At 66.5% G+C, this 11,969-nt stretch carries 11 protein-coding genes; 6 read left to right on the top strand and 5 right to left on the bottom strand.

Annotated features, from left to right (window positions below; translation table 11 throughout):
- A partial coding sequence (locus VLF18_RS05375) for a hypothetical protein (protein ID WP_325278585.1) occupies positions 1-841 on the top strand: 841 nt, incomplete at its 5' end.
- Between the two features lie 33 nt (positions 842-874).
- On the opposite strand, the gene typA is transcribed toward VLF18_RS05375, so the two are convergent.
- Both typA and VLF18_RS05365 read right to left on the bottom strand, forming a co-directional pair.
- The gene (gene typA, locus VLF18_RS05370; protein ID WP_325278584.1) at positions 875-2,704 is read right to left on the bottom strand and encodes a translational GTPase TypA; all 1,830 of its coding nucleotides are present in this window, start codon (positions 2,702-2,704) and stop codon (positions 875-877) included.
- A 237-nt stretch (positions 2,705-2,941) separates the two neighbouring features.
- Positions 2,942-5,149, bottom strand: a complete 2,208-nt coding sequence (locus tag VLF18_RS05365) for a pilin (RefSeq protein WP_325278583.1) — start codon at positions 5,147-5,149, stop codon at positions 2,942-2,944.
- 149 nt (positions 5,150-5,298) lie between these two features.
- Between VLF18_RS05365 and VLF18_RS05360 the strand changes: the two genes are divergently transcribed.
- Entirely contained in the window at positions 5,299-5,826 is a 528-nt protein-coding gene (locus VLF18_RS05360) for a peptidylprolyl isomerase (protein ID WP_325278582.1), read from the top strand.
- A gap of 58 nt (positions 5,827-5,884) precedes the next feature.
- Here VLF18_RS05360 and VLF18_RS05355 read toward each other — a convergent pair whose 3' ends face one another.
- A complete protein-coding gene (locus VLF18_RS05355; RefSeq protein WP_325278581.1) occupies positions 5,885-6,148 on the bottom strand; it encodes a GlsB/YeaQ/YmgE family stress response membrane protein in 264 nt (87 codons plus the stop codon).
- A gap of 144 nt (positions 6,149-6,292) precedes the next feature.
- Here VLF18_RS05355 and VLF18_RS05350 point away from each other — a divergent pair, with 144 nt between their 5' ends.
- The 3 genes from VLF18_RS05350 to VLF18_RS05340 all read left to right on the top strand — a co-directional run bounded on the left by VLF18_RS05350 (position 6,293) and on the right by VLF18_RS05340 (position 8,938).
- Complete coding sequence (locus tag VLF18_RS05350) at positions 6,293-7,489, top strand: pyridoxal phosphate-dependent aminotransferase (RefSeq protein ID WP_325278580.1); 1,197 nt, start codon at positions 6,293-6,295, stop codon at positions 7,487-7,489.
- Positions 7,490-7,493: 4 nt separating this feature from the next.
- The gene (locus VLF18_RS05345) at positions 7,494-7,862 is read left to right on the top strand and encodes a glutaredoxin family protein (protein WP_325278579.1); all 369 of its coding nucleotides are present in this window, start codon (positions 7,494-7,496) and stop codon (positions 7,860-7,862) included.
- A gap of 89 nt (positions 7,863-7,951) precedes the next feature.
- Positions 7,952-8,938 carry a malate dehydrogenase gene (locus tag VLF18_RS05340; protein WP_325278578.1) on the top strand — a complete coding sequence of 329 codons (987 nt, stop codon included), beginning with the start codon at positions 7,952-7,954 and terminating at the stop codon, positions 8,936-8,938.
- A gap of 201 nt (positions 8,939-9,139) precedes the next feature.
- On the opposite strand, the gene aqpZ is transcribed toward VLF18_RS05340, so the two are convergent.
- Entirely contained in the window at positions 9,140-9,841 is a 702-nt protein-coding gene (gene aqpZ, locus VLF18_RS05335) for an aquaporin Z (protein ID WP_325278577.1), read from the bottom strand.
- 346 nt (positions 9,842-10,187) lie between these two features.
- Here aqpZ and VLF18_RS05330 point away from each other — a divergent pair, with 346 nt between their 5' ends.
- Positions 10,188-11,204 (top strand): M35 family metallo-endopeptidase, encoded by a 1,017-nt coding sequence (locus VLF18_RS05330; RefSeq protein ID WP_325278576.1) that lies wholly within the window; start codon positions 10,188-10,190, stop codon positions 11,202-11,204.
- Positions 11,205-11,363: 159 nt separating this feature from the next.
- Here the strand turns inward: VLF18_RS05330 and VLF18_RS05325 are convergent, their stop codons facing one another.
- The gene (locus VLF18_RS05325) at positions 11,364-11,969 is read right to left on the bottom strand and encodes a 2OG-Fe(II) oxygenase (RefSeq protein WP_325278575.1); all 606 of its coding nucleotides are present in this window, start codon (positions 11,967-11,969) and stop codon (positions 11,364-11,366) included.

Raw genomic sequence — 11,969 nt, 5'->3', positions numbered from 1 at the left:
GGCCGGTGCAGGCGCTGCAGCGGCCGAACGCCTGTCGGCGGTCGGCGCCGCCGATACCTACGTGCGGCGGCTGGACGCTGCGGGAGGCGTACGCTGGACAGCGACGTTCGGCGGCAGCGGCAGCGACGAACCCATCGCGCTGGCGCAGTCTGCAAATGGAGATCTTTATCTTTTGCTGCGTTTCTCGGCAGACGTCGAGGTCGCGACGATGCAAGGCTCGCAACGCTTCGGCGTGCGCGGCGGCGACGACGGGCTGCTGCTGCGTCTCGACGGCGATGGCCGCGTCGTGCGCGCCGTCGCGATCGGCAGCGACAAGCCGGACAATCTCACCGCGCTCGCCGCGGACGAACGCGGCGCCGTCGTCATCGGCACGCTGGCCGGCGCGCGCGAACTGCGGATCGGCGATCGCACGACGACGTTCACGAGCCGCGGCGCCGCCGATGCGTTGCTGTTGCGCTTCGATCGCGACCTGCGCTGGCAGGCGCAGGGGCGCGTCAGCGGCAACGGCGCCGTCAACGTTGCTTCGGCGGTTGTCGATGCGGGAGGGCACCTCTGGATAGCCGGCAGCTACAACGGGCAGCTGCATGTGGGCGAACGCGATCTCGATGCCGACGGCGCCGACGGCGTCGTGGTCGGATTCGACGAGTCATTGCGTCCCGCGGCAGTACAGACGTTCGCAGGGCAGGGCGTGCAGCAGGTCTATGCGCTAGCTGCCGGGCACGGCCGGCTCGTCGCCGCCGGCACGTTCACGAAGGAACTCGTCGCGAAGCCCGGAACCGGGCCGCTCGCATCGCACGGTCGCAGCGATGCGTTCCTGATGCCGTTCGCGCCGCCGCACTGAGGGCGGCGGCGCGAAGGAGGGTTCGCGCCGGCCTCAGGCCGCGCGCGAATGCTTCTTGCGGTCGTTTTCGGTCAGGTGCTTCTTGCGCAGGCGGATCGCGAGCGGCGTCACCTCGACGAGTTCGTCGTCTTCGATGAATTCCAGCGCCTGTTCGAGCGACATCTTGATCGGCGGCGTCAGCGCCAGCGCGTCGTCCTTGCCCGAAGCACGGAAGTTCGTGAGCTGCTTGGCACGCAGGGCGTTGACGGTGAGGTCGTTGTCCTTGGCGTGGATGCCGACGAGCTGGCCTTCATAGACTTCTTCGCCGGCTTCGATCAGCAGGCGGCCGCGTTCCTGCATCGCGAACTGCGCGTAGGCCGGCGACGGGCCCGTGCCGTTGGAGATCATCACACCGTTCTGGCGCGCGGCGATGGCGCCGTCGGCCTTCGGGCCGTAGTGATCGAACACATGGAACAGCAGACCCGTGCCCGCGGTGATCGTGCGGAATTCGGTCTGGAAGCCGATGAGACCGCGCGCCGGAATCAGGTACTCCATGCGCACGCGGCCGCGGCCGTCGGGTTCGATGTTCTTGAGCTGCGCCTTGCGCTCGCCGAGGCGCTGCATGACGCCGCCCTGGTAGGGCTCTTCGAGGTCGACGACGAGCTGTTCGTACGGCTCCATCATCTGGCCGTCGATTTCCTTGATGATGACTTCCGGACGCGACACGGCCAGTTCGTAGCCTTCGCGGCGCATGGTTTCGATCAGGATCGACAGGTGCAGTTCGCCGCGTCCGGAAACCTTGAATTTTTCCGCTTCGGCCGTGTCTTCCACTTTCAGTGCGACGTTGTGCAGCAGTTCGCGGGTCAGGCGGTCGCGCAGCTGGCGCGACGTCAGGAACTTGCCGCCCGAGTGTTCCTTCTTGCCGGCGAACGGCGAGTTGTTCACCTGGAACGTCATGCTGATCGTCGGTTCGTCGACGGTCAGTGCGGGCAGCGCCTCGACGCCGTCCGGCGAGCACACCGTGTCGGAGATGCCGAGACCTTCGATGCCGCTGATCGCGACGATGTCGCCGGCTTCGGCTTCGGCGACTTCATGACGCTCGAGTCCCATGAAGCCGAGCACCTGCAGCACGCGGCCCTGCTTTTTCTTGCCTTCGCGGTCGATGACGACGACGTTCTGGTTCGTCTTGATCTTGCCGCGCTGGATGCGGCCGATGCCGATGACGCCGACGTACGAGTTGTAGTCGAGCTGGCTGATGCGCATCTGGAACGGGCCGTCCGGGTCGACCTGCGGCGAATGCACCTTGTCGACGATGGCCTGGAACAGCGGGTCCATGTTGCCTTCGCGGACCGAATCGTCCATGCCGGCATAGCCCTGCAGACCCGAGGCATAGACGACCGGGAAGTCGAGCTGCTCGTCGGTCGCGCCGAGGCGGTCGAACAGGTCGAAGGTCGCGTTGAGCACGTAGTCCGGACGCGCGCCCGGGCGGTCGACCTTGTTGATGACGACGATGGGCTTGAAGCCCATCTGGAATGCCTTCTGCGTCACGAAGCGCGTCTGCGGCATCGGGCCGTCGAACGCGTCGACGAGCACCAGCACCGAGTCGACCATCGACAGCACGCGTTCGACTTCGCCGCCGAAATCCGCATGTCCCGGCGTGTCGACGATGTTGATGCGGTAGTCCTTCCAGCGGATCGCGGTGTTCTTCGCGAGAATCGTGATGCCGCGTTCTTTTTCCAGATCGTTGCTGTCCATGGCGCGGTCGGCCAGTACGGCACGCTCGCCCAGGGTGTTGGACTGTTTGAGCAACTGATCGACGAGGGTGGTCTTGCCATGGTCGACGTGAGCGACGATGGCGATATTGCGCAGCTTTTCGATGGACATGGCGATGCGCCCGCCGGTGACCGGAGGGACTCTGGTTGGGAAAGAGATGCCCGATTATACCCCGGATTGCGACGGTTTTTGCGGCGCCGCAGCAGCGAGTTGATCAGGGACGATGCCGGCCGCCGGCACCTTTCGACGTCGCCGCCGGCAACCGTGGCTTCCCGCGGCGGCATGCATGGTGGGCCGATCGGGCAACCGGAACGTTCCGGCCGCCCGCATCGTCCAGCCGCGCCGCGCTCAGGGCTTGCAGCTTGCCGGCAGGAGCTTCTCAGACACCGTCGTCGTCTCGGCGGTTTCGCTGATCGGCTTGGCGTCGTCGGAGACCGAGGCGTTGCCGCACTGCCAGACGAGCTCGCCATCGAGCCGATACGGCGTCAGCACGAGCGTCTGATCCTTGAGCGCCTTGTTCGCTTCGTCGCCGAAGTGCAGCACGATCGCGCCGTCGTCGACGTACCAGCTCTCGAGATATTTGATCGACTCGCCGAATTCGCCGAGATCGAGATCGAGATCGTCGTCGCTGGCCGGCAGCTTGCGCTTGGTGCCGTAGTACGCGGCGATCGCGGCCTTGTAGCTGTCCGCGTCGGCGACGACCTGACTGACCTGCGCGCGAGCGGTGTAGTCCTGATAAGCCGGCACGGCGATCGCGGCGAGTATGCCCGCCGTCGCGACGGCTGCGACGCCACCCGTGCCGAACAGCACCTCGGCCGGATTCTGTTCGTAGGTCAGGCTCAGGCCGATGCGATCCGGCGTCGCGTCGAGCGCAAGACCCGTCGCGCCTTCGACCGGCAGTCCGAGCGTGGCCGCATGCGGCAGGCCGGCGAGGTCGATCTTCTGGCCCAGCGCATCGGCGGCATGCTGCAGGCCGGCGAGGTAGGCGTAGTAGATCTTGCGCTGCGCGTTGCGCGTCTTGCCGGTCAGGCCGACCAGCGTCGTGTTCGGGTCATAGGACTGATTCGCGCGCAGCCACTGCCCGAGATCGTTGTCGAGCGTCGCGTCGGCGCGATCGGCCAGCGCCTGCGGTACGTCGGCGAACACGAGGAAGTCGCCGTCCTCGACCCAGTAGGCGTGCGTGCCGATGCGCGAATAGATCTTGAGCCAGGCATCGGCACCACCGGTTTGTGCGGGCATCGTGGCCTTGCTCGGCATGTGCAGGTGATGGATCGAGGTCTTGCCGATCGTCACGGTGTCGCGCGTCCAGCCGAGCTTCGCGGCGAACTCGTCGAGCTTCGTGTACAGCGCGCCGCGGTCCTTGACCTGCAAGGCCGAGTAGACGCCGGCTTCGTCTTCGAATGCGACCAGATTGCCGCCGAGCGCGCCGAGCAGTTCCATCGGATCGACGCCGACCGCGGTCTGCATCGCCTTGCGCATCGTCGCGTAGGCGTCGCGCGTGCCCGGGCCGAAGTCGGCATCGAGGTTTGCCTCGATCTGCGCGATCTGCGCGGAGCTCGGCAGCGCCATCGTCATCGCCCACTCCGGACGGCCGGCCGTGCGCAGCGCCGCATTGAAATCGCGCGGCGCGAAATAGCTCAGCAGTCGCGCGCCCGGCGCCGCGTACAGCACCTGCAGCCGGCCGCGCGTGCCCACGGTGCCCCAGCCTGCGGCGATGCTCTGGCCGCGGTCGAGCAGGTCGCGGACCGCCGTACCGGGCTTGGCCGACGCGATCTGCGCCGAGGCCATGCCGGTCACGCCCTTGACGCTCATCCAGTAGAACAGGCCCTGGCCGGACACATCGACGTCCTTCTCGGTCGCGTGCATCGGATGCGCGCGCGTCTGCGCGGTCTGCTGGATCAGCAGGTCGAGCGCCGGCGCCGACGCGGCCATGCCGAACAGCGCATACAGGCGTTTCGTAGCGGCATCGAAGCGTACGAAGCCGTTGTTCGACAGCTTGCCCTTGCCGTCGGCATCCAGCGGCTGGGCCAGCGCCGGCAGTTTGAGGCTCGCGAGCCGCGCGTTCAGCGCCGCGACGTCGGCGAGCTTCAGCGGTGCCGACACGAACATATGGCTCGCCGGGTTCATGATGTCGCTGCCGTCGACGACGGCCAGCTCGACCGGACCGGCCAGATCGTCGAGCAGCAGCGCGAGCGCCGGCGCGGCGCCGGCCTGCTGCAGCACCGGGTCGTTCGCGATGCCGGCGCGCAGGTCGGCAATGAGCCTGGTGTGCGCCTCGCTCGCGAACGCCGCGTCGAGCGCGCGACCGTTCGGTGCGGCCGTCAGGCCCCAGGGCGACGGAATGCGCAGGTAGCCGACGGTATGCTCGGGCAGGCGCTCGCGCAGCCACGCCGGTGCGGCAATGGCCGCGGCGGCGCGCGCGGTGGCGGCTTCGTCGAGTTTTGCGACGGCGGCTGCCGGTGCTGCGCCCGGCGCGGCCGTTTCGCGCTGGCAGGCGGTCAGGCCCATGCCGGCGACGATGGCGGCCGTGAGCAGGGAACGTCGGATCAGGGACATGCGGATCTTCCTTGGGCAATCGGAGAGGGCGACAGATGGAGGCGAATCGTAGCCGATGGGGCTGCTTCCATACCCCGCGATTCTGTCCAGCGGACCGCCGGGCTATCATCCGCAGCCCAATCGTGACCTGAGCACAGCCGGAGAACCGCATGAGCAACGAACTGATCGCCAACATCGCCACCGGCCGCGGCACCATCAAGGTGCGCCTGCATGCCGACAAGGCGCCGGTGACCGTGGCCAATTTCGTCAATCTCGCACAGCGCGGCTACTACGACGATCTCAGCTTCCACCGCGTCATTCCGGACTTCATGATCCAGGGCGGCTGCCCGCACGGCAGCGGCATGGGCGGTCCGGGCTACAAGTTCGAAGACGAATGCCGTCCGGACCTCAAGCACAACAAGCCGGGCGTCCTGTCGATGGCCAACGCGGGTCCGGGAACGAACGGCAGCCAGTTCTTCATCACGCACGTGCCGACCAACTGGCTCGACGGCAAACATACGGTGTTCGGCGAAGTCATCGGCGCGGACGACCAGAAGATCGTCGACGCGATCCGCGGCGGCGACAAGATCGGGTCGATCCGCATCGAAGGCGATACCTCGGCGCTGCTGACCGCGCAGAAGGCGCGCGTCGACGACTGGAATGCGAAGCTCGACGCGGCCGGTTTCAAGGCCAAGTGACGCAAAAACGGCGGGGCCATTGCGGCCCCGCTTTTTTTCGGGCCTGGATGCCCGGCCGTCAGCTGCGCGATTTCGTCGCCAGGCGATAGACGAACAACAGGATCACGGCGCCGATGATGCCGCCGATGTAGCCCGACGGCTGGAAGCCCGCGGTCGGCGACGTGCCGAAGATCATGCCGCTGAGAAAGCCGCCGACGAACATGCCGGCGATGCCGATAAAGCCCGTCACGAAAAAGCCGCCCGGGTCCTTGCCCGGCATCAGCAGTTTCGCGATGACGCCGATAATCAGTCCGGCAATGAACATTCCGATCCAGTACATCATCTTGCTCGTCCTCCGTGGTCAGGGTTTTTGATGCGGGTGCACTGTACTCCGGCACGCTTATGGCCAAAAGTCGGGCCGGATGCTGCAACGCACTGTGCTAGCATTTCGCGCCGATTTTTCTCCTCCGATTCCGCGAGAACGCACATGCTCAAGTTAGCCGAGCGCATGGGACGCGCAAAGCCCAGCGCCATCATGGCGGTTGCCGAAAAGGCGAAGCAGCTCAAGGCCGAAGGCCGCGACATCGTCAGCTTCTCCATCGGCGTCCCGAACTTTCTGCCGGGCGAGCACGTTTACGCGGCGGTGCGCGAGGCGCTCGCCAAGGACTCGGGCCAGTACGGCTCGAACCGCGGCGCCGACGCGCTGCTCGACGCCTACCTCCATCATCTCGAAGAAGCCGGCCTGACCGGCTACACGCGCAAGAACGTCGCGACCGGCATCGGCGCCAAGCACGTGCTGTACAACCTCGCCGAAGCGCTGCTGAATCCCGGCGACACGATCGCCTTCGCCGTGCCCTACTGGACCACCTACGTCGACATCGCCGACATCATCGGCGCGAAGACGAAGCTGCTGCCGTGTCCGGCCGAACAGAACTACAAGCTCACGCCGGCACAGCTCGACGCCGCGCTGCCGGGCACCCACGTATTCCTGTTCAACAACCCGTCGAATCCGACGGGCATGGTCTACACCAGGGAAGAAATCGCCGCGCTGGCCGATGTGCTCGTGAAGCATCCGGACGTCTGGATCATCTGCGACGACATTTACAACCGCATGGTGTTCGACGGCATCGGCTATCACAACTTCGTCAACGCGCGTCCGGAACTGCGCGACCGCGTGATCCATGTCGATTCGATCTCCAAGACCTACGGCATGCCGGGCTGGCGCGTCGGCTTCATTGCCGGTCCCGAGATCGTGGCCCAGGCCATGGTCACGATGAACTCGAACCACATCACGAACATTCCGGAAATGGTCACCGCGGCGGCCGTCGCGGCGCTGACCGGTCCGCAGGACGTGCCGCAGCAGAAGAACCTCGAATTCCAGGGCAAGCGCGATCAGGTGCTCGCGATGCTCGACGCGATTCCGGGCGTGAAGTGCCCGCGTCCGCAGGGCGCGTTCTACGTGTTCCCGGACATCTCCTGCGCGTTCGGCAAGAGCCACGGCGGCGTCCGCATCGACACCGATGTCGATTTCTGCAACGCGTTGCTGCAGGCCAAGGGCGTCGCCTGCGTGCCGGGTTCCGCGTTCGGCGAACCCAAAGGACTGCGCATCTCCTACACCTGCCCGACGGCGCAGCTCGCCGACGGTCTGAAGCGCTTCGCCGAGTTCTTCGCCGAACTGAAATGACCGCATGACTCTGAGCCCGCTCAAGCTGCTCGCGATCGTCGGCGTCGTGCTGCTCGCCGGTCTCGTCTGGATGAAGAAACGCGAGATCGAGCGAGCCGATCCGCGCCGTCAGACCGGCGAGAACGGCATCGTCATGCTCGGCGCCGAGTGGTGCGGCTACTGCCGGAAACTGAAGGCGGCGCTCGATGCGGCCGAGGTTCCCTACACCGAAATGGACGTCGAGGACGGCGGCGCGGGCCATGACGCGTTCGTCGCGCTCGGCGGGCGCGGCGTGCCGGTCACGGTGATCGGCCAGGACGTCGTCTACGGCTACAACACCGGACGGCTCGACGAACTGCTGTCCGCGCGCGGGCATTCCGTGCGACTGCAATGAACGCTTAATCCATTTGTCCCATCCTGGAAACGGGCGCGCCCGTTTCCCCGACCGGCGGGCAGGGCCCGCCACAGAGCCAGGAGTTACCCATGAAAGCCCCCGTTCGAGTTGCCGTCACCGGTGCCGCCGGCCAGATCGGCTACGCGCTGCTGTTCCGTATCGCCGCCGGCGACATGCTGGGCCCGGATCAGCCGGTCATCCTGCACCTGCTCGAAATCACGCCGGCGCTGCCCGCGCTGCAGGGCGTCGTGATGGAACTCAACGACTGCGCGTTCCCGACCCTGCACGGCATCGTCGCGACCGACGACGTCAACGTCGCGTTCAAGGACGTCGACTACGCGCTGCTCGTCGGCGCGCGTCCGCGCGGCCCGGGCATGGAGCGCAAGGACCTGCTCGAAGCCAACGGCGCGATCTTCGCGCCGCAGGGCAAGGCCATCAACGACCACGCCAAGCGCGACGTCAAGGTGCTCGTCGTCGGCAACCCGGCCAACACGAACGCGCTGATCGCCCAGCAGAACGCACCGGATCTCGATCCGAACTGCTTCACCGCGATGGTCCGCCTCGACCACAATCGTGCGATCAGCCAGCTTGCCGAGAAGACCGGCGCGCTGAACACCGACATCAAGAACGTCACGATCTGGGGCAACCACAGCTCCACGCAGTACCCCGACGTGCACCATGCCAGCGTCAAGGGCAAGGCCGCGCTCGAACAGATCGACCAGGCCTGGTACGAGGGCACCTTCATCCCGACCGTGCAGCAGCGCGGCGCGGCCATCATCAAGGCGCGCGGCGCGTCCTCGGCCGCATCCGCCGCCTCGGCCGCGATCGACCACATGCGCAACTGGGCGCTCGGCACCGCCGAAGGCGACTGGGTGTCGATGGGCATCCCGTCCGACGGCAGCTACGGCATCGCGCCGGGCGTGATCTACGGTTATCCCTGCACCTGCAAGGACGGCAAGTTCGCGATCGTCCAGGGCCTTGCCGTCAACGAGTTCTCGCGCGCCCGCATGGACGCGACCGACAAGGAACTGCGCGAAGAGCGCGCCGGCGTCGAGCATCTGTTCGCCAAGCGCTGATCGGTCGCAATGCAATGAAATGAAAAAGGCGGCCAAAGCCGCCTTTTTCATTTGTTGCAACCCGCGTCGGTTCGGGTGGGCGCGGCGAAGATGGCAAACCGGCGTAGATTGGCGGCGTGCGCAGCGAACCCCAACATCGGGATGCTCACTCCCGCCGCCTGCTTATCCTGCATCGCGCCGTGATGTTCCCGCCGTACGTGCCTATCGCCGCTCATCCGCCAGCACCATCTTGTAGATCACCGCCCCGATCGCCGCGCCGATCAGCGGCGCGAGCCAGAACAGCCAGAGCTGCTGCACGGCCCAGCCGCCGGCGAACACGGCCACGCCGGTGCTGCGCGCCGGATTCACCGACGTGTTCGTGACCGGAATGCTGATCAGGTGGATCAGGGTCAGGCACAGTCCGATCGCGATTGGCGCGAAACCCGCCGGCGCGCGCGCGTCGGTGGCGCCGAGAATCACGATCAGGAAGAACGCGGTCAGCACGATTTCGCAGACCAGCGCGGCGACCAGGGAATAGCCGCCCGGCGAATGCTCGGCGTAGCCGTTCGAAGCGAAGCCCGCAGTGACGTCGAAGCCGGCCTTGCCGCTCGCGATCAGATAGAGAATCGCGCCGGCCGCGATCGCGCCGAGTACCTGCGCGACGATATAGCCGGGCAGTTCCTTCGCCGGAAACCGTCCGCCGACGACGAGGCCGAGCGATACCGCTGGATTGAAATGTCCACCGGACACATGACCGACGGCGTAGGCCATCGTCAGTACCGTCAGGCCGAATGCGAGCGACACGCCCGCGAAGCCGATGCCGAGCGTCGGCACCGCGGCCGCCAGCACGGCGCTGCCGCAGCCGCCGAGAACCAGCCAGAACGTGCCGAGAAACTCGGCACCGAGTCGTTTGCCCATGCTCATCCCGATATCTCCCTCTCCAGGACGATGCGAGTTCGGGCCCGGGACGGCGCATCGTCCGCACGCCGGCTGGGCAGGTCCGTTCAGGGAATCGCGACTGACGGACTCGGCATTCCTATCACGGGACGACAGAGCATAGAAAGCAAATTTGTATGCTTTTGCGCGCGCATTCGTGTGCTGCACTGCAATGTTTCGATTCGTTGCTGCGCGGGAAACAAGAGCATACGCTTGCGGACGGCGTTGCGTTCGCGACGCCCACTGCCGGGGGGCGGTGCCTGATCACATCGAGGAAAACGTCATGCAGAAACTGTGTGCAGGTTTTGCCGTGCTTGTGTTGGGGATGGGAGGAATGGCCGCGGCGAATGCCGCCGGACTCGAGCTGCGTCTCGCGCAGCCCGCGCAGAAGGATTTCGGCAGCGGCAAGATCGTCTATAGCCTGAGCAACGCCACCGATGCATCGGTGCAGGTGCTGCGCTGGCAGACGCCGATCGACGGCGTTGACAATGCGATGTTCCGCGTCACGCGCAACGGCGAGCCGGTCGCCTACGTCGGTCGCATGGTCAAGCGTCCGGCGCCGACCGACAAGGACTACGTCGAACTCGCGCCGGGCCGGAACATCACCGTCGAGGTCGATCTGACCGCGTACTACGACATGCGCAAGGGCGGCCAGTACGAGGTGCGTTACGTGCGCAGCGCGAGCGATGTGGTCCGCGCGGCGGACGAAGCGTCGCGCGGCGGCGTGAAGGCCGGCGTGCTCGAATTCGATCGCATCGACGGCGGCAGCGTTTCCGTGTTCGCCGACGCCGCGCCCGATGCGCTCGACGAAGCCCCGAAGGCCGGCGTCGGCATTCTTGCCGCGACCAACAGCTTCGTCGGCTGCAGCACGACGCGCAAGAACCAGGTCGCGACCGCACGCACGTCGGCGACGAGCTATGCGAACAACTCGCGCAGCTATCTGACGGCCGGCACGCAGGGCAGCCGCTACACCTGGTGGTTCGGCACCTACAACAGCTCGCGCTATTCGACGGTGCGCACGCACTTCAACAACATCCACAGCGCGCTGTCGTCGCAGCCGTTCACGTTCGACTGCAGCTGCACCGACGACTACTACGCCTACGTCTATCCGAACCAGCCGTACCGCATCTATCTGTGCAACGCGTTCTGGTCGGCGCCGAACACCGGCACCGATTCCCGCGCCGGCACGATCGTCCACGAAGTGAGCCACTTCAACGTGATGGGCGGCACCGACGACTGGGCCTACGGCCAGAGCGCAGCGCACAACCTCGCCGTGAGCAACCCCTCGCGCGCCGTCGACAACGCCGACAGCCATGAATACTTCGCCGAGAACACGCCGGCGAGAAATTGACGGTTGTTGATTCGTGAAAACAACGGGGCCGGCTTGGCGGCCCCGTTTTCCCGAGGCGTGCGCCACCCGTATACGCTGTTCCCGCGCGTACTGCGTCGCGACCTCGCCAAGGAAATCGCGTAACCCCAAGGTTGCGGTTCGCCGTGGGCTCACCGCAACCTATGCAGCTTCCCGCCGTCGAAACCAACCCGCGATGCTCATCCGTTCGCGTGTCGCCGGCAGCACTTCGTGCTCGACGTCGGCGGAAAGAAACAGCGCAAGCGTGCCGCCGAGCGGCGCGACGTCGTGCGGGCCGTCGGGCAGGTGCAGGCGCAGCGCGCCGCCGTCATCGGGCCGCCAGTCGCGGTTGAGATAGAGCACCGACGACAGCACGCGCGCGTCGCTGTCGCGGAAGCGGTCGCGGTGGCGCGCATAGCCGGTGCCGGGCGGGTAGAGCGCGTAGTGCGCTTCGAGCGTCTCGAGCCCGAGCAGCAATCGCCGGTTCAGCGCCTGCCGCAACGCCTGCATGGCATCCCAATACAGCCGTTGAGCGGGCGAAAGCGCGGTCTCGTCGAACCAGCGCGTGCGGTCGCCGCGCAGTTCCGACAGCGCGCGACCCTGCGCGCGACCCGTCGCGGCGGCGGCGAGTTCGCCGGCGGCGTCGCGGGCGCGGCAGTCGGCGGCGAGGGCGGAAACCGCCGCCGGCGACAGGAACGCCGGGACCACTTGCCAGCCGTGTTCCCGCACTGCATCGGCAATGCCGTCGAATCCATCGTCCGTTCGCAC

Origin of the sequence: Tahibacter sp. (assembly GCF_035481375.1) — a bacterium.
GTDB lineage: Bacteria > Pseudomonadota > Gammaproteobacteria > Xanthomonadales > Rhodanobacteraceae > Tahibacter.
This window is presented reverse-complemented; position numbering and strand designations above follow the sequence as displayed.